Source organism: Bradyrhizobium sp. WBAH42 (assembly GCF_024585265.1).
GTDB lineage: Bacteria > Pseudomonadota > Alphaproteobacteria > Rhizobiales > Xanthobacteraceae > Bradyrhizobium.
Window position 1 is genome coordinate 7,212,290 of the sequence record NZ_CP036533.1, and the last position, 17,800, is coordinate 7,230,089.

Here is a 17,800-nt window from a genome sequence, read left to right on the forward strand (position 1 = left end):
CCGAACGCCCCTTGACCACCGCGAACTTCCCCGTATCAGATAAACCCATGGCCCGGGGCTCCATCACATTGATCGTGCTTGCATTGGGGATGCCGTCGCTTGCGGCGGCGGAGACCATGAGCTTTGGCGATTCGATCGGGAAGCTGGCGGCGAGCTGCGGTGCGGAAATCGTCGCCAATTGCCGCGGCGTCAACCCGGACTCGACCCGCCTGAAGGAGTGCCTGTCGCGCAACCGCGACGTGCTCACGCCGCAATGCGCGAGCGACTATCTCGGCGTGTTCGACGCCATCCAGAAGCGCGTCGCCGCGCGCGTCACGGTGGCGAACGCCTGCCAGCGCGAGATCGTCAAGGTCTGCGGCGGCTCGACCAAGGAGACCAGCAAGTCGGTCCCCTGCCTGGTCTCGACCCCCAAGGGCATCAGCAACAACTGCCTGAAGGCCGTCGACGACGCGGGGTATCGCTGATGCGCGCGAAGGGGCTCGCCACCGCAGGGCTGGGCTTGGCGCTGGGCCTCGCTTTGCTCGCGGGCACCGCCGGCGCGCAGACGGCGGCACCGACCCGCGACGACATCGTCGGCAAGCTGAACCATTTCGAGGAGGCCGCCGAGGTCGACCTGCCCGCGCTGAAGCAGCAGGTGATGGAGCGCGCCAAGACCAGGATCAAGAACGATCCGGGTCCGGTGAACCGGCCGCTGATCGCGCCGGAGCTTGCCAAGCTGCCCGCCTTCAATGCGCAGATCCAGTTCGACGCAGACACGCCGATCATCCAGCCGGCGTCCTACCAGACCGTCGGCCGCATTGCGGACGCGCTGGTTCACTCCTCGCTGCTGCCCTACACCTTCCTGATCGTCGGCCACGTCGAATCCAATTCGAAGACGCGCGAGGCCAATGCGATCCTGAGCCAGCGCCGGGCCGATGCGATCCGCGACGTGCTGGTGAACACCTTCAAGATCTCGACCAAGCGGCTGCATCCGATCGGCCTCGGCGAGGAGCAATTCCTCGACCGGGCCAAGCCGACCTCCGCCGTCAACGGCCAGTTGCAGATCCTGACCTATGCCAAGCTGCCGGAGGAGGCGCCGCATCCGGCCGCAGCCCCTGCGCCTGCGGCGAAAAAGCCCGCCAAGAAGCGCTGAGCGAAGGCGGCTCCGCGGTTGACGGAACCCCTTGAAGTGCGGGCTGTTTTGCAGCCTGTCCCGGGCGCGCGCGCACGGTTTTGCGCGACAAAAGTGCCGGTTTGTGCACCGCCCGGTCCAGTGCTATAGCCTCTGTTCGCCCTTCCCGACCCCGTGCTGCATGAGACCGAAATGGGTGGCTTTTTCCAGCGCCAACTTGCCGTGTATGTCGAGTATCATCGCGATCCCCGGAACACGGCGATGCATGTGGTCGGCATCCTGCTGCTGTTCACCGGCGCCGTGCTGCCGCTGACGCTGGTCAAGCTTCCGCTGTTCGGATTCAACGTGAGCCTGGCGGTGGTCCTGGCCGTGCCGGTCTTGATTTACTGGCTGCTGCTCGACGCGGCGCTCGGGCTCGGCATTCTGGCCGTCTCGGTCGTGCTGTTTTCGGTCGCGACGACCATTGCGGCGCAGGTCGGCACCGCGACGATGTGGGCGATTTTCGCGACGCTGGTGGCGCTCGGCCTCGCCGCGCAGGCCATCGGCCACAAGGTTTTTGAGGGGCGCGAGGCCTCCTTGTTCACTTTTCCCTCGCATCTTTTGCTTGGACCGATGTTCGTCATGGCAAAATTATTCATTGCATTGGGCTTCCGTCGCGACCTTGCCGCGATTCTGGCGCCTCTTCCGGCCAATTCCCTTTCAACCCGATAACGCTCGAAGCAAAACAGCAACCTTCTGCATGGCTCTCGTCCTGGTTACCGGTGGCAGTGGCTTCATCGGACATCACCTCGTAGAAGCGCTCCGCGCCCGTGGGCAGCGGGTCCGCGTTCTCGATGTCCGTGCGCCGACCGCGGCGAACGCGGACGTCGAGCACGTCCTCGGCTCGGTGCTGGACCGCGCCGCGGTCGATGCGGCGATCGCCGGTGTCGATCAGGTCTATCACCTCGCCGGCCTGCCCGGCATGTGGGTCGCCAACAAGCAGGACTTCCACGAGGTCAATTGCCGCGGCACCGAAATCGTGCTCGCAGCGGCAATGAAGCGGGGCGTCTCGCGCTTCCTGCACTGCTCGACGGAATCGATCCTGTTCCCCTATTCCGACCTCAAGGGCGTTCCCGCCGAAGAGGCGCTGCAGCCGGCCGAGGCGATGCCCGGCGCCTACACGCGCTCGAAATCGCTCGCCGAGCATCATGCCGCCAAGGCGGCAGAAGCGGGCTTTCCGCTGGTGATCGGCACGCCGACCATGCCGATCGGCGCTGCCGACCATAATCTGACACCGCCGACCGCGATGCTCTGGTACTTCCTGCAGAAGAAGGTGCAGCCGCATCTCAACTTCCTGGTCAACCTGGTCGACGTCCGCGACGTCGCCATGGGCCTCGTGCTGACCATGGAACGCGGCCGCCTCGGGCAGCGCTACATCCTCGGCGGCGACTGCGTCCCGCTCGGCGACATCCTGCGCATGATGTCGGCGATGAGCGGCCGCCGGCAGTTTCCGATCGTCTTACCCGGCAAGATCGCCGAGCTCTCTGCGATCATGCTCGAATCCATCGCCGACCACATCACGCGCCGGCCGCCCAACGGCACCGCCGAGGGCGTGCGGATCGCGCTCGCCGCGAGCGACCTCTCGATCGGCAAGGCCCGTAACGAGCTCGGCTATTCGCCGCGTCCGATCGAGCCGGTCTTGCGCGAAACCATCACCCATCTGCTCGCCCGCGGCGGCCAGCAGCCCTCCGGGGCCCTCAAGCATCACGCGCTCTCCTCGCGCGCGAGCTGAAGCCGCCGCCCAAACGCAAAGAACCTTCATGTCTTTCGATTTCAGCAAGCTTCTGTCGGTCGCCTGGGGTGGCTGGACCACGACCTGGCCGACCGAACTCCTTGCCCTGATCTGGCTCGCCTTTCTCGCGAGCTGGGTGGGCGCCTCGTTCTGGCAGGGGCAGACCAAGAAGCAGGTCATGACGCTGGAGTCGCAGCGCTATAGCCTGCCGATCCTCGTCGGCGGCATCCTGTACACGCCATTCATTGCGGAGGTCATGGGCTCGAAGCCGCTTTGGGTGCTCGGCAACGCCGGCATCACCATCGCAGCGGTCCTCTCGGTCGCCGGCATTGCTTTCGCATGGTGGGGGCGGCTGCATCTCGGAAAATTCTGGTCCAACACCATCACCCACAAGGAAGACCACCGCGTCATCGACACCGGCCCCTATGGCATCGTCCGTCACCCGATCTACACCGGCCTGATCTTCGGCATGCTGGTGACCGGCGTTGCGATCGGCCTGGTGACGACGATCCTCGGCGCGATCCTGATCTCGCTCGGCATGTGGCAGAAGGGACGGATGGAAGAGGTGTTCCTCTCGAAGGAGCTCGGTGAGGACGCCTATGGCGCCTATTGCCGCCGCGTTCCAATGATCATTCCGTTCACGTCGCCACGGTAAAGGCGTCACTCTCGTGTCCCCGGACGCGCTGCAGCGTGCAACGCTGCTGCGCAGAGCCGGGACCCAGACGGCTATTCATGCATGGGGCGAGATGGGCCCCGGCTCTGCAGCGCATCGCACCGGACGATGCTTCGCATCGCCGGGGCGCTGCGCTGCGTCCGGGGCACGAGCACACGATCTTAGTCCCCAAGGAACCAGCCCTCCGCTCGCTCGTTGCCCCTCGACATCTGCCACCGACCGCAGAGCATCGAGCCATGTCGGACGCCTACGATTATTTTCGCGCGCACGCGATCGCCGCCGTCCGCAAGGCGCGGGCGCTGCCGCCCGGGCGGACGAAGCAGAAGCAGCGCACGGTGGCGCGGGTCTATCATCTGCTGTCCAGGGAAGCCGCGCTGGCGCCGAACATCCGTCACCTGGACGATTTTCGCGCGGCACGGCGGCTGGAGCGACAGATCGGTCGTTGATCTCCGGGCCGACGCCGGGACTGTCCCATGCAAATTCGATCGGCTGCCATTCCACGGGAATAGGCCTCTGCGGAGCGCCACACAGGTTGACGTCTGCCCCGTCAGCCAGTTGGATGCGCGCGCAACCGGGGGCCTGTTATGACGTTTTCCAGTATCTTCGCGCAGTTCGTCGCGTTCATCGGCGGCATCGCGCTGCAATGGCGCAAGATGACGGGCACCGAGCCCGCGCCGGCCTGGGGCGAGAAGCCCGCCATTCCCGAGGCGAAGCCGCAAGGCGCGATCCCCACCTTGAAGATGCCGACCGCACGCGGCTGGCACGAGGGCCAGAAGCCGATCGCTGCGCCCGGACTCGAGGTCAACGCGTTCGCGACCGGTCTCGATCATCCGCGCTGGATCGAGGTGCTGCCCAATGGCGACGTGCTGATCGCGGAAGCAACGCAGATCGCGGGCGCCCCGCGCAGCGTTTTCCACTATGCGATGCAGGCGACGATGCGCCGCGCCGCGGCGCTCGGCGACTCCGCCAACCGCATCACGCTGTTGCGCGACAAGGACGGCGACGGCGTTGCGGAACATCGCGGCGCCTTCATGGAGAACCTCAACCAGCCGTTCGGCATGGCGCTGGTCGGTGATACTTTCTACGTCGGCAACACCGACGGCGTGATGGCCTTTCCTTACGTCCCCAACGCCGACCGCATCACCGCAGCAGGCAAGCGGCTCACGACGTTCAAGCCCGCCGGCCACTGGACGCGCAGCCTGCTCGCCAGCCCCGATGGCAAGAAGCTCTATGCCGGCGTCGGCTCGCTCAGCAACATCGCCGAGATGGGCATGGAGGTCGAGCAAGGCCGCGCCGCCGTCTACGAGCTCGATCTCGCTGCCGGCACGCATCGCATTTTCGGCGCCGGCCTGCGCAATCCCGTCGGCCTTGCCTGGGAGCCGACGACGGGCGTGCTCTGGACCGTCGTCAACGAGCGCGACGGCCTCGGCGACGAGACGCCGCCCGACTATCTGACCTCGGTGCGCGACGGAGGCTTCTATGGCTGGCCCTATTGCTACTGGGGCAAGACGGTGGACGACCGTGTGCCGCAGGATCCGGCGATGGTCGCCAAGGCGATTCAACCGGACTACGCGCTCGGCGGCCACACCGCGTCGCTCGGCCTGTGCTGGATGCCCGCAGGCACCCTGCCCGGCTTCGGCGACGGCATGGTGATCGGCCAGCACGGCTCATGGAATCGCAGCAAGCTGTCCGGCTACAAGCTGGTGTTCATCCCGTTCGCGAACGGCAAGCCCTCCGGCCCCTCGCGCGACATCCTGTCGGGATTCCTGTCCCCGGACGAGAAGGAATCCTACGGCCGCCCGGTCGGCGTCGCGATCGGTCCCGACAAGACGTCGCTGCTGATGGCCGACGACGTCGGCAACGTGATCTGGCGCGTGACGGGGGCGTAGGCGTTCACGTCCCCACACACAACGTCGCGCGCTGCTTGCGGAGGAGCGCGATCACCGACAGCGCTGTGATCAGGCCGGTCTTGGGATTCTCGGACGGGATGTTCTCGATTCCCATCGAGAAGCGCGCCGAATCCGCCTCGACCTCGATGCGGTGAACGTTGCGGCTCACGGTCGGGTCGGCCCAAACCTGGATCTGGGTGCGATCGGGCCCGATGCCCGCCAGCGACAGCGCAACGGCGACGTTGACATTCGCCGGAAAGCCCTTTGCGGCTTCGCGCGCGCTGCCCTCGAACAATTTCAGCGGTTCGCGCAGATTGTCGATGTCGATGTTGTTCTGAACGATGAACGGCGCACCCTTCAAGCCGTCGATCGGCTTGCGCGTGACCATCTTCACCGAATGAATGGTGCCGATTGCGGCGGCGTTGACGGCATCGAGGCCGATCAGCGCGCCGGTCGGCACCAGAATGCGGCCGCCATTGGCGCGGGCAAGATCGACGAGATCGAAATTGTCGAGCAAGCCGCCGACGCTGACCACGACAGCGGCCCTGCCGCGCTTCACTGCCGGCTCGACGATCGCACGCAGCTGGCTTGTCGGCGCGCATTCGACCACGATGTCGGCGGCTTCGCCGAGCTGGTCGAGCGGCAGGATTGTCGGTGGGCGACGCAAGCTGTCGATGAAGGGTTGATGCTTGGCGGGGTCTCGCACTGCCACGGCCGTGAGCGACAGGCCCTCGATGCCCTGATCGAGCGCGGTGGCAATCTTGACGCCGATCGAGCCCAGCCCGGCAATGGCCACCCGCAATTCGCTCGAAGCCTTCTGATCCGTCATCACCATCCCTCTGTCTTGGCCTCTGTTTTGGCCGATGTCATAGCCGCTCACGCCTCCCGCGCATAGCTGCGCAGGCGGGCTTCCAGAACCGCCAGCATGGCATCGCGGGCCGGATCGCGCGAGCCGCGCAGCCAGGCGGCGGCAAGCGGCAGGCGGCCGACCGGCCCGCTCTGCCTCGGTCGAAGCGGCACGAAGCGCACGCCGGTCACCGCCATCCGAGCGGTCCAGCGCGGCACGATTGCGACCCCGAGCTTCGTTGCCACGAGGTTGATGATGGTCTGCTTCTCGTCGGCGACCTGCACGATGCGCGGCGTCAGGCCGGCCTGCTCGAACAGCTTGACCGTGAGATCGTGGCTGTGCGGCCGCGAGCGGCGGTCCGGCACCAGCATCGCCTCCTCGGCGATATCCGTCAGCATGATCGCTTTGCGCCCCGCCAGCGCGTGCCGGCGCGGGAACGCAACGATCGCGCTCTCCTGGAGCAGGTCGCGGAATTCAAGCCGCTTGTCCGGCCGGTCAGGCGGACGCACGAAGGCGAGATCGAGCGCGCCGGTCAAGATCTTCGGCAGCAGCCGGACAGTCTTGTCTTCGAGGAGCTGCACCGCGATGTCGGGATGCCTGGCGCGGAAATCGCGCAGAAGCGGCGGCAACAATCCGGCCGCGGCGCTGTCGATGGCACCGACCCGCAGCCGCCGCGCAGCGCCCGCACGCGAGCGATTGCGCAGGTTGCTCTCGACCGCCTCGACCTTGGCGAGGATGGCGCGGGCATCGCGCAGCAGCGTCGTGCCGTCCTCGGTGAGCGACACCGCGCGCGTCGTCCGCGCAAACAGCCGCGTTCCCAGATCCTCCTCCAGCAGCCTGATCTGCCGGCCGAGCGCAGAAGGCAGCATCTGGAGCTGCTGTGCCGCGCGGCCGAAATGCAGCTGCTCGGCCGTCGCCACGAAGCATCGGAGCTGATGCAATTCCATTTGCCGGTCCTCTCGTCTCAGCGAGGATTATATCATTTTTTTGTATAAACCAGCGCCGATTGAGTTTGCCCTGCACTGCCGTCTAGATTCGCCGGCGATGCCGACCGCCGAATATGTCGGCACGATCTCTCCCACGGAGCTTTCCATGCGCACCCATTCGATCGCAGCCATTCCCGCCGACGGCATCGGCCCCGAGGTGATCTCGGCCGGTGTCCGCGTGCTGGAGGCCCTGGCCAAGCGCAGCGGCGACCTCTCCTTCAACGTCAAGACGTTCGACTGGGGCTCGGATTATTACAAGAAGCACGGCGTGATGATGCCGGCGGACGGTCTCGGCGAGCTGAAGAAGTTCGACGCGATCTATTTCGGCGCGGTCGGCGCCCCCGACGTGCCCGACCACATCACGCTATGGGGCCTACGCCTGCCGATCTGCCAGGGGTTTGATCAATACGCCAATGTGCGGCCGACCAAGATCCTGCCGGGCGTCGCCTCGCCGCTGCGCAATGTCGGCGTCGGCGATCTCGACTGGGTGATCGTGCGCGAGAACTCGGAAGGCGAATATGCCGGCATGGGCGGGCGCGCCCACAAGGGCCTGCCGGAAGAGGTTGGCACCGAGGTCGCGGTGTTCACCCGCCTCGGCGTCACCCGCATCATGCGCTATGCATTCCAGCTCGCGCAGTCGCGCCCGCGCAAATTCCTGACCGTCGTAACCAAGTCGAACGCACAGCGCCACGGCATGGTGATGTGGGACGAGATCGCGGCCGAGGTCGCCGGCGAATTCCCTGATGTGACCTGGGACAAGATGCTGGTCGACGCCATGACGGTGCGGATGACGCTGCATCCGAAGAGCCTCGATACCATCGTCGCGACCAACCTCCACGCCGACATCCTCTCCGATCTCGCCGGCGCGCTGGCGGGAAGCCTCGGCGTCGCGCCGACCGGCAACATCGATCCGCAGCGCCGCTTCCCCTCGATGTTCGAGCCGATTCACGGCTCGGCCTTCGATATCACCGGTAAGGGCATCGCCAACCCGGTCGCGACGTTCTGGACCGGCGCGCAGATGCTCGAGCATCTCGGCGAGAAGGAGGCCGCCTCGAGGCTGATGGCCGCCGTCGAGCGCGTCTGCGCCGCGGGCGTGCTGACGCCGGATGTCGGGGGCAAGGCAACGACGAAGGAGGTCACGGACGCCGTGATCGAAGCGATCCACGGATCGAATGTGTAGTCTTCGTCCTCTCTCCGCTTCCGGGCAGAGGCGAAGAACGTGCTATCTCCGCCCCGCCGGTGCCGCCGGCGGCGTGGCCATCGCGGCGGCCGGCTCTGGCGGTGTCAGATGGCGGGGGACGATGATGGTCTGGCCCGGCGTCAGCTGCGCGTTCTCGGGCAACGAGTTGCTCTGCGCCAGCGTCCACAGCGGCACGCGGTTGGCTGCGGCGATGCTCTCCATGGTGTCGCCGCGGCGCACCGGCACCCGCACGCCGCTGTCCCACAATTCGACCAGCGTATCCGCCGGCACCAGATAGCGCAGCGGCACGGCATCGGCCTGCGTCTGCGGCGGAATGCGCGGCAGCTGCGTCACCATCCCGACGATCTGACGATGGATGTCGTCGGACTTCTCGATGTTGATGTGGCTGACGCGCGCGTTTTCCTTGAGGTCATAGCTGGCGTAATGGCCGCGAAAGCCGGGGACAGCCACGACGTCGCCGCCGCCGAGCACGCTGTCGGACAGGAAGATGTTGATGAAGCGCTCGACGTTGAGGGGAACATCGCCGGTCGCGTGCGCGGGATCGATGGCAATGACGAGGCTGATCGGGATGTTCTCCTTGGCCGCCATCTCGGAGATGACGATCGAGCACAGCCCGCCCATGGAATGGCCGATCAGCACGATCGGCGCCGCCTTCTCCCTGTAGCTGGCGATGGCGCGGTTGCCGATCAGCCGGCACAGGGTGAATTCGTAGACGTCGGCCGAGAAGCCGGCCTGCGTCAGCTTCTCGCCGAGCCGATCCATGCCGGTCGAGAAGATCGGGCCCATGGCGCCGCGAAACAGATAGACCTTCGGCGGCGGCAACGGCTCGAACGGCGGGGGCGGCGGCGCGGCGGGGACCGCCGCAATGGTCTTGGACTTGGGCGGAGAAGCCGCGGCCGGGCCCGTGCCGAGGGCGAGCAGCACAATTGCTGCCAGCACGATCAGGCGCCTTGGATCAACCATCCGTTCAGAAGTCCTACCACCGGAGGCGGCGCCTCCCCTTGCGGTACTTCTTGACCGCGGAATTGGCAGATTTTGCGGCGCCGAAGCGTAGCGTTCCGGACTAGTTCCTCGCCGGAGCCGCCGCCGCCGCCCGCGCGGGCCGCGGTGCGCCGGGCTCCGCAACGGGGGCAGCCGGGGCGCGCGAGCGCATGATCGCGGCGTCGATCTCGGCGATGACGCGGCGCTGGATCGCCTCGTTCTTGTCGATCGAGATGTGGCCGACTCCGGTGCCGCGGACATCGACATTGTCGAGCTTGCCGCGAAGGCCGGCCGCGGCCCGCACCGGCTCGCCGGGGCCGTCACCGATATAGATGTTGATGTAGCGCTCCGCGCCGGTCGAGAGCTTGGTCTTGAACACGGAATCGAGGCCGATCGCGAGCTTCACGGGCACGCCGAGCTGGTTGAGCTTGGCAATCATGTCGGGCAGCGCGGTCGCACCGGAGGAATGGCCGACCAGGATGATGGTCTTGAGCCGCCCGGCCTTGTAGGCAGCCGCCGCTTCATCGGCGAGCGAGGACCAAGACACGAAATTGGCGACGGTCACCGGGACGCCCTGCGCCTGGAGGCGGGCACCGATCGTGTCGAGGCCGAGCGAGAAGATGTTGAGCACGCCGCGGAGCAGATAGACATGCGTGGTCGCCGCCGCGGCCTGGCTCGGTGCGGCCTTGGCGGTGGTCGGGCTGATGGCAACAGCTGACAGCAGGAGCAGGCCCATCGCCCACGCACGGAGGGCGGACAGCTGGCTGGCGCCGGCGGTGTGACGGCCGTTCGGTCTCATCGATCTTTTCCCCGGAGACAATACGCTTTGCGATTGGCCGGAATCGTAGCCACGGCGCGCTCGCAGACGCAACAAAGAGCCGCGTGAGCGCCAATCTTAGCAGCAAGCCGTGACCATCGCGCAACACTTGCCGGGAACATGCCACTGAAGCGCCTGTTTTGAGACCATTTTTCTCCGGGGAATTGCGGAGGGACAACAGCGTTCCTATTTCAGGGCTCCGCCGACCTTCCTGGATGGTCCGGCCCCTCCCCAGCCTTTGCTCCTCAGCCTTACGGCCATCATGTCTTCCATCATCTCCGTCGCCAATCTGTCGAAGACCTATGGGTCCGGCTTCAAGGCGCTCAAGAACGTCAATCTCGACATCAAGCGCGGCGAAATTTTTGCGCTGCTCGGCCCCAATGGCGCCGGCAAGACCACGCTGATCTCGATCATCTGCGGCATCGCCAATCCGAGCGAGGGCCGTGTCCTCGTCGGCGGCGAGGACATCCAGACCTCCTACCGCAAGGCCCGCTCGCTGATCGGCCTCGTGCCGCAGGAATTGCACACCGACGCCTTCGAGAGCGTGTGGGCGACCGTGAGCTTCTCCCGCGGCCTGTTCGGTAAGCCGAAGAACCCCGACCACATCGAGAAGGTGCTGAAGGCCCTCTCGCTCTGGGACAAGAAGGACAACAAGATCATCACGCTCTCGGGCGGCATGAAGCGCCGCGTGATGATCGCCAAGGCCTTGTCGCACGAGCCGCAGATCCTGTTCCTGGACGAGCCGACCGCCGGCGTCGACGTCGAGCTGCGCAAGGGCATGTGGGAGGTGGTGCGCGGACTTCAGCAGTCCGGCGTCACCATCATCCTCACCACGCATTACATCGAGGAAGCCGAGGAGATGGCCGACCGCATCGGCGTCATCAACAAGGGCGAGATCGTGCTGGTCGAGGACAAGACGACCTTGATGCAGAAGCTCGGCAAGAAGCGGCTGACGCTGCATTTGCAGAACAAGGTGACGTCGTTGCCGGATAGTCTCGCGCATTACGAGCTCGAGCTCTGCGATGAAGGCGCGACGCTGGTGTACGATTACGACACAAAGGGCGAGCGCACCGGCATCACCAGCCTGCTCGGCGACCTCCGCACCGCCGGCATCCGCTTCAACGACCTCGACACGACGCAATCGTCGCTCGAGGACATCTTCGTCGACCTCGTGAGGACGTCATGAACCACCGCGCCATCCGCGCCATCTATCTGTTCGAAATGGCGCGCACCTGGCGAACGCTGCTGCAAAGCATCGTCTCGCCGGTGGTCTCGACCTCGCTCTATTTCGTGGTGTTCGGCGCCGCGATCGGCTCGCGCATCAGCCAGGTCGAGGGCGTCAGCTACGGCACCTTCATCGTCCCGGGCCTGATCATGCTCTCGGTGCTGACGCAGAGCATCGCCAACGCCTCGTTCGGCATCTACTTCCCGAAATTCACCGGCACGATCTACGAGATCCTGTCGGCACCGATCTCCTATTTCGAGATCGTGCTCGGCTATGTCGGCGCCGCCGCGACCAAGTCGATTATCCTCGGCCTGATCATCCTGGCGACCGCCGGACTGTTCGTGCCGCTGCACATCCATCATCCGATCTGGATGCTGGCCTTCCTGGTGCTGACGGCGGTAACGTTCAGCCTGTTCGGCTTCATCATCGGCATCTGGGCCGACGGCTTCGAGAAGCTGCAGATGATCCCGATGCTGGTGGTGACGCCGCTGACCTTCCTCGGCGGCAGCTTCTATTCCATCGACATGCTGCCGCCCACCTGGCGCACGGTGGCGCTGCTCAACCCAGTCGTCTACCTGATCTCGGGCTTCCGCTGGAGCTTTTACGAGATCGCCGACGTCAGCGTATCCGTCAGCATCGGCATGACGCTGGCCTTCCTGGTGATCTGCCTGGTCGTGATCTGGTGGATTTTCCGAACTGGATACCGGCTCAAGACCTGACCGCGCGGCGCTCGCGAAAATGTCAGCGCCGCCGGCCGGCGCGGCACAAAGCGGCCTTGCTTACGCCCGGCATCACGTTAACGATGGACAGGCTGGCCGCTGGAACCAACGCCGGGCCGCAGGCATAATGCACGCCGGGGGACGGAGAGCCGCGGCGCGAGCATGAACAGGCCGGAGGCCAGAAGTCAGATGCGTTCGTTTTTAATTGCTTTTGCATCCCTGATGCTTTTGAGCGTAAGCACCGCGCAGGCCAAGGTCGAGATCACCGTCGACAAGGACAATCAGCAGTTGACCGTCGCCGTCGACGGGGTCGCGCGCTACCGCTGGCCGGTGTCGACCGGCATCCCCTCGCGCGAGACGCCGAATGGCGCCTTCCGCGCCTTCCGGATGGAAGAGGACCACTATTCCAAGGAATTCGACGACGCGCCGATGCCTCACGCGATCTTCTTCACCAAGGTCGGGCACGCCATCCACGGCACGGACTCGGTCGGCCGGCTCGGCTCGCCGGCATCCCATGGCTGCGTGCGCCTGTCGCGCCAGAACGCCTCGACGCTCTATGCGCTGGTGCAGCAGCAGGGCGTGCTCAACACGACGGTGACGCTGACCGGCTCGGCGCAGGTGGCGCTGGCGCGCAATCCGCGCGGCCGCAATGCCAATGCGGTGGCCCGCGCCCCGCAGCCTGCTGAAGAGCAATACGCCACCACAGGCGCCCCGGCGAACCTGATGCCGCCGGCGCAGCCCGAGCGGCGCTACATGCCGCAGGACGACAACTACATCTACCCGGCCGACGGCAGCGACACCGGCGCGCGCTATCCGGCGCCGCGCCCGATCACCCGCCCCTATGGCACGCAGGCCTATCAACAGCTGCCGCAACCAACATACGACCAGGGCTACGGCCAGCAGGGCTACTATCATCAGCCGCAGGCCCGGCAATATTATCAGCCGCGCAGCTATTATTATCAGAACTGACGCAGCCTGAACGCGACGCCGGGCGCTGCAGCGAATCAAATCGTGCTGACGCGCCGGCGCCGCGGTGGCCGCACAGATTCAGGCCGGCCTAGGTAAGGATCAGCAGCTCCCCGACGCAGGAAGGCAACAGTCCCCAACCTTCGACGCCGCGGCGCCCCGGCCAAATTGACAAGCTTGGGGTCGCCCGTATTGTCGTTCCCATTGTTTCTGGGAAATGACATGACACGCGAGCAGATTTCGGATTTCTGCGTTACCGCGCTGGCCAATATCCTGCGCATCTCGAGGGATCGGGTCGACACCGGCACCAAATTCAACCGCCTCGGTCTCGATTCGGCGATGCTGGTCTACCTGATGATGGAGCTCGAGGAGAAGCTCGACATCGAACTGTCGACCGACGACTTTTACGACCATCCGACCGTTGAGGCCTTGTCCCGGTTTCTTGCCGACAAGCGCGCGATCCGACCGGCCGCCTGACACGGCCTGAACCGGCGCAATCCGATGGACACTCCCCGCTCGCTCGTGGCGCTCCTGGCCCGGCGCGCGGCGGAGCAGGCCAATGACCGCGCCTATGTCTTCGTCTCCGACCGCGGGACTGAAGAAGCTGCCCTTACCTTCCGCCAGTTGCGCGATTGCGCAAGTGCGCTCGCGGCGCGCCTGACCGCGGTCGCGCGCCCTGGCGACCGCGCCATCCTGGTATTTCCACCCGGTCTCGAATTTCTGGTGGCGTTCTTCGGCTGCCTGATGGCCGGCATCATCGCCGTGCCGATGATGATGCCGCGGCGAAACGGTGCGCGCGATGCCAGCGCCGCAATTCTCGCCAACTGTACGCCAGCGGTGGCGCTGACCAGTTCGGCCCTCTCGCTTCGCGGCGATCTGCAAACGCGCTTCGCACACGAGAACGTCCGATGGATCGAGGTCGATCTCGGTCCGGCGACCCTGGCACCGGTCGCGCTGGCGGATCCGGCGGCGGATGACATCGCCTTCCTGCAATACACCTCCGGCTCGACCTCCGAGCCGAAGGGGGTGATGGTCAGCCACGCCAATCTGCTCGCAAATCTCGAGATGATCCGGATCGCGCTCGGCAACACCAGGCGATCGACCTACGTCAATTGGGTGCCGCTCTACCACGATATGGGGCTGATCCTGAACGCGCTGCAGACGCTCTATGTCGGGGCGACCTGCGTGCTGATGGCGCCGAACGCGTTCATGCAGCGGCCGCTCGGATGGCTGCGCGCGATCTCGCACTATCGCGCCGAGGTGGCGTGCAGCCCCAATTTCGGCTTCGACCTCTGCGTAAGCCGCCACCGCGCCGACCAGATGGACGGCATCGACCTGTCCTCGCTGAGGATCGCCCTGAACGGCGCCGAGCCGGTGCGCGCAGAAACCATCGAGCGGTTCGCCGCGACCTTCGCGCCGCATGGCTTCGATCCGCGCGCGATGTATCCGGCCTACGGCATGGCGGAAGCGACGCTGCTCATTTCAGGGGGAACGCGCGGCGGCGGTCATCTGACGCGTCGCGTCAGTCGCGCGGCGCTTCAGGCGCATAGAGCAGAGACGGCCTCGGAAGCTGACGATGCGCAGATCGTGGTCGGCTGCGGGCGCGCGCTCGAGGGTGAGCAGATCGCCATCGTCGATCCCGGGAAATGCACACGCCTGCCCCCCGACTGCGTCGGAGAGATCTGGGTCAGCGGCGCCAACATCGCCGGCGCCTATTGGCGCAACGATGACGCGACGAACGAGCTGCTCAACGCGGAGATCGCCGGCGAGCACGGCGCATGGCTGCGCACCGGCGATCTCGGCTTCCTCGATGCAAGCGGCGAGCTGTTCGTCAGCGGCCGGATCAAGGACCTCATCATCATCCGCGGCATCAACCATTATCCGCAGGACATCGAGCGCACGGTGCAGTCGCTGGACGAGGGCTTGCGCGCAAACTGCGGCGCGGCATTCTCGGTGCCGGACGAGGGCGGTGAAGAAACGCTCGTCATCGTGCAGGAGGTGGAGCGCACGGCTCGTCACAAGATCGACAGGGACGAGATCAAGGACCGGATCCGAGAGTCCATTGCCGACTGTCACGAATTATCCGCGCGCCACATTGCGCTGATCCGGCCCGGCGCCCTGCCGAAAACCACCAGCGGAAAGATCCAGCGCAGGCTGGCGCGCAAGCTCTGGCTCGATGCGGCCTTCGACGAAATCGGCTGACCTGCTCAGAAATCGATTCTCGCTTTCTCGCCGTCGCGCAGGCTCGCGACAATCCCCTGCTCGATCTTGCGCGCCAGCACCGGGCGGTAGTGGATATAGTCCACGAAACTGGCGCGATCGCGCGTGAGCTCGTTGTCGACGCGATAGCTGACGAAGTTGCTGCGCGGCCGCCCGGCCACGACCTGTGCGAGCGCGGCATCGCAGGCGTTGCGCTCCAGCTCAGCTTGCGTGCCGGGCTTTGCCACGGTGGCAGCGAAGGTCGGCGGCACGATGATGACGACGGGCACGTCGACCGGCAATTTGCGGACGACGTCCTTGAGGGTCGCGATCTCGGGGAACACCGCTCGCGCCTCCGCAGAGGCCACGGGCGCGGGGTCTCTCGGAGCATTGGTCTCCTTGAATTGGCCGGGCGGCCAGATGTCCTCGTAGCTGACAAAGCCGTCACGGTTCATGCGCGGTCGCAGGCCCAGCCCGATGCCGATGCGTTGGAAGACCTGCTCGATCGCCTGCCAGGAAATCAGCCGCACCGCATAGGTGACCACGCTTGCGTCATAGAGCCAGTAGGGGAACGGAACGCCCTCCTCCTTCGGCCGGGCATGCACGCACCAGCCGGGATCGGCGGCGATGACCAGCGCGCCGACCTTCCGGTGTTTGCGCAGGAAGAAATCGAGCACGGCGAGCTGCTCGCGTGGGCTCGCACCGGTCATGTAGAGCTGGACGAAGCGGAATTCGCTCGCGCGGGACAATTCCGCCGGCTGGATCAATTGCCCGGTCGAATTGCCGAGGATGACGGAGTCGAAGCTCGCATCGCGTGCGCGGCTCGCTGCCGTGATTTGCGTCAGACGATTGTCAACCCCCTCGATGCCCAGCAGGCCGAGCTTGCCGCTGTCATAGGGATCGACCGCGACCATCAGTGCGACCACCAACAAAGCGGCGCCCGAGAGCGTGCCGAGGCACGCCAGCAGGCTCCGTCCCCAGCCGGGATCGGTCTCAGAACTTGAAGTAGACGAATTCATGCAGATCCCGACCACCCATGTGGAGCAGCAATGCGAACAATCCGATGCCGAGCAGACCGGCGAGCCACGGTTTGGGACGGCGCGTGAGCATCGCGACGATGTCCTGGCTCGCCGGCAGCAGGAAAGCGAACAGCGGCGCTGCGATCAGCGGCCATAGATGCTTGCCGCGCTCGAGCGGCAGCGGTGAGATCAGTCCCGAAAAGACATGCCAGGCCGCCTCCAACGATCCGGCGCGAAAGATCACGCCGGTCGCCAGCACGAACAAGACGGTGAGCGCCCAGCCGAGCCATGACGGAAACTCCGGCCCATAGCGGCGCCACAGCGCGCAGGCCACCAGCGCGAAGCCATGCAGCACGCCCCACAGCACGAAGGTCCAGCTCGCGCCGTGCCAGAGGCCGCACAGCGCCATCGTGATCATCATCGCGCCGAAGAACTGGACCGGCAAGAAGCGGCGCGGCAACAGGCGCAGATTGACCAGGGGATAGAAGACATAGTCGCGCAGGAACAACATCAGCGTGATGTGCCAGCGCTGCCAGAAATCCTGGATATTGGTCGAGCGCAACGGCGCATTGAAATTGTAGGGCAGCTGCACGCCGAACAAGCGGCCGAGGCCGATCGCGATGTCCGAATAGCCGGAGAAATCGAACAGGATCTGGAACGAAAAGCAGAAGGCGAGCCAGGCGTCGCCGCTTCGCAACGGTCCGCTTGCCGCCTGCGCATAGATGGGATCGAGCAGATGCGCGAGGCCGTCGGCGATGACGACCTTCTCGAACAAGCCGAACGCGATGAAGCACATGGCGATGCAGAATTGCCGCTGCCAGCCCGGCACGTAGACCTGCCGGCCGAACTGATGCATCACCTCCGACCAGCGCGCCAGCGGGCCCGCGATCGCCTGCGGAAAGAAGGCGATGTAGAGCGCGTAACGGTCGAGCGCATAGAGCGGCGCCTTGCCGCGCTTCAGATCGACCAGATACATGATGTGGTGAAAAGTGAAGAAGGAGATCCCGAGCGGCAGCCCGATGTCGAGTGCCGGAAACTTCGTATCCAGCACGAGTGCAAGATTGGCGAGCAGGAAATTGGCGTATTTGAACAGCGCCAGAACCGCGAGATCGAGCACCATCACCAGCGTCAGCACCGCCGGCCATTTCACCCGTCCGTAGGCCACCGAAGCGAGCCAGTTGATCGTGATGGAGGCGATCAGGAGCAGGATGAACGATGGGCTGCCCCAGGCATAGAAGGCGAGCGACAGCGCGACCTGCACGCCGATCCGCAGATTCGGATAAGGGTCTGCCAGGCGGTAGATCAGCAAGGCCGCAGGCAGGAAGACCAGGAGAAAGGGATAGTCGTTGAAGAGCATCGGATCAAAGCTGCGCCATCACCGGCCCTCGCGCCGGCC

19 protein-coding genes are annotated in these 17,800 nt (G+C 65.5%); 13 read left to right on the top strand and 6 right to left on the bottom strand.

Annotated features, from left to right (window positions below):
* The first annotated feature begins 47 nt into the window (after positions 1-47).
* The 7 genes from DCG74_RS33980 to DCG74_RS34010 all read left to right on the top strand — a co-directional run bounded on the left by DCG74_RS33980 (position 48) and on the right by DCG74_RS34010 (position 5,444).
* On the top strand, positions 48-464 hold the full coding sequence (locus tag DCG74_RS33980) for a hypothetical protein (protein ID WP_172787478.1): 417 nt from the start codon (positions 48-50) through the stop codon (positions 462-464).
* Positions 464-1,132: an OmpA family protein gene (locus DCG74_RS33985; protein ID WP_172787479.1), complete on the top strand. Its 669-nt coding sequence runs from the start codon at positions 464-466 to the stop codon at positions 1,130-1,132. Before DCG74_RS33980 ends, DCG74_RS33985 begins: the two co-directional genes overlap by 1 nt.
* A gap of 171 nt (positions 1,133-1,303) precedes the next feature.
* Positions 1,304-1,822 (top strand): DUF962 domain-containing protein, encoded by a 519-nt coding sequence (locus tag DCG74_RS33990; protein WP_172787530.1) that lies wholly within the window; start codon positions 1,304-1,306, stop codon positions 1,820-1,822.
* 28 nt (positions 1,823-1,850) lie between these two features.
* Positions 1,851-2,882 (top strand): NAD-dependent epimerase/dehydratase family protein, encoded by a 1,032-nt coding sequence (locus tag DCG74_RS33995; protein ID WP_172787480.1) that lies wholly within the window; start codon positions 1,851-1,853, stop codon positions 2,880-2,882.
* Positions 2,883-2,910: 28 nt separating this feature from the next.
* Positions 2,911-3,537 carry an isoprenylcysteine carboxylmethyltransferase family protein gene (locus tag DCG74_RS34000; RefSeq protein ID WP_172787481.1) on the top strand — a complete coding sequence of 209 codons (627 nt, stop codon included), beginning with the start codon at positions 2,911-2,913 and terminating at the stop codon, positions 3,535-3,537.
* 254 nt (positions 3,538-3,791) lie between these two features.
* The gene (locus DCG74_RS34005; RefSeq protein ID WP_025038081.1) at positions 3,792-4,001 is read left to right on the top strand and encodes a hypothetical protein; all 210 of its coding nucleotides are present in this window, start codon (positions 3,792-3,794) and stop codon (positions 3,999-4,001) included.
* 138 nt (positions 4,002-4,139) lie between these two features.
* Positions 4,140-5,444, top strand: a complete 1,305-nt coding sequence (locus DCG74_RS34010; protein WP_172787482.1) for a sorbosone dehydrogenase family protein — start codon at positions 4,140-4,142, stop codon at positions 5,442-5,444.
* Between the two features lie 4 nt (positions 5,445-5,448).
* Here DCG74_RS34010 and DCG74_RS34015 read toward each other — a convergent pair whose 3' ends face one another.
* Both DCG74_RS34015 and DCG74_RS34020 read right to left on the bottom strand, forming a co-directional pair.
* On the bottom strand, positions 5,449-6,273 hold the full coding sequence (locus DCG74_RS34015) for an aspartate dehydrogenase (protein WP_172787483.1): 825 nt from the start codon (positions 6,271-6,273) through the stop codon (positions 5,449-5,451).
* A gap of 47 nt (positions 6,274-6,320) precedes the next feature.
* Positions 6,321-7,238 carry a LysR family transcriptional regulator gene (locus tag DCG74_RS34020; RefSeq protein WP_172787484.1) on the bottom strand — a complete coding sequence of 306 codons (918 nt, stop codon included), beginning with the start codon at positions 7,236-7,238 and terminating at the stop codon, positions 6,321-6,323.
* A 145-nt stretch (positions 7,239-7,383) separates the two neighbouring features.
* Between DCG74_RS34020 and DCG74_RS34025 the strand changes: the two genes are divergently transcribed.
* Positions 7,384-8,457 carry a tartrate dehydrogenase gene (locus DCG74_RS34025; protein WP_172787485.1) on the top strand — a complete coding sequence of 358 codons (1,074 nt, stop codon included), beginning with the start codon at positions 7,384-7,386 and terminating at the stop codon, positions 8,455-8,457.
* A 42-nt stretch (positions 8,458-8,499) separates the two neighbouring features.
* Here DCG74_RS34025 and DCG74_RS34030 read toward each other — a convergent pair whose 3' ends face one another.
* Positions 8,500-9,441, bottom strand: a complete 942-nt coding sequence (locus DCG74_RS34030; RefSeq protein WP_172787486.1) for a LysM peptidoglycan-binding domain-containing protein — start codon at positions 9,439-9,441, stop codon at positions 8,500-8,502.
* A gap of 100 nt (positions 9,442-9,541) precedes the next feature.
* Complete coding sequence (locus tag DCG74_RS34035) at positions 9,542-10,258, bottom strand: hypothetical protein (RefSeq protein WP_172787487.1); 717 nt, start codon at positions 10,256-10,258, stop codon at positions 9,542-9,544.
* Between the two features lie 280 nt (positions 10,259-10,538).
* On the opposite strand from DCG74_RS34035, the gene DCG74_RS34040 reads away from it, so the two are divergent.
* The 5 genes from DCG74_RS34040 to DCG74_RS34060 all read left to right on the top strand — a co-directional run bounded on the left by DCG74_RS34040 (position 10,539) and on the right by DCG74_RS34060 (position 15,388).
* Entirely contained in the window at positions 10,539-11,462 is a 924-nt protein-coding gene (locus DCG74_RS34040; protein ID WP_172787488.1) for an ABC transporter ATP-binding protein, read from the top strand.
* On the top strand, positions 11,459-12,220 hold the full coding sequence (locus DCG74_RS34045; protein ID WP_172787489.1) for an ABC transporter permease: 762 nt from the start codon (positions 11,459-11,461) through the stop codon (positions 12,218-12,220). The genes DCG74_RS34040 and DCG74_RS34045 overlap by 4 nt, the downstream gene beginning before the upstream one ends.
* A gap of 162 nt (positions 12,221-12,382) precedes the next feature.
* Positions 12,383-13,189, top strand: a complete 807-nt coding sequence (locus DCG74_RS34050; protein WP_172787490.1) for a L,D-transpeptidase — start codon at positions 12,383-12,385, stop codon at positions 13,187-13,189.
* 219 nt (positions 13,190-13,408) lie between these two features.
* Positions 13,409-13,663 carry an acyl carrier protein gene (locus DCG74_RS34055; RefSeq protein ID WP_172787491.1) on the top strand — a complete coding sequence of 85 codons (255 nt, stop codon included), beginning with the start codon at positions 13,409-13,411 and terminating at the stop codon, positions 13,661-13,663.
* A 24-nt stretch (positions 13,664-13,687) separates the two neighbouring features.
* The gene (locus DCG74_RS34060; RefSeq protein ID WP_172787492.1) at positions 13,688-15,388 is read left to right on the top strand and encodes a fatty acyl-AMP ligase; all 1,701 of its coding nucleotides are present in this window, start codon (positions 13,688-13,690) and stop codon (positions 15,386-15,388) included.
* A gap of 5 nt (positions 15,389-15,393) precedes the next feature.
* On the opposite strand, the gene DCG74_RS34065 is transcribed toward DCG74_RS34060, so the two are convergent.
* A complete protein-coding gene (locus DCG74_RS34065) occupies positions 15,394-16,404 on the bottom strand; it encodes a hypothetical protein (protein ID WP_172787493.1) in 1,011 nt (336 codons plus the stop codon).
* A complete protein-coding gene (locus DCG74_RS34070; protein ID WP_172787494.1) occupies positions 16,379-17,761 on the bottom strand; it encodes an MBOAT family protein in 1,383 nt (460 codons plus the stop codon). Before DCG74_RS34070 ends, DCG74_RS34065 begins: the two co-directional genes overlap by 26 nt.
* Positions 17,762-17,800: the final 39 nt, after the last annotated feature.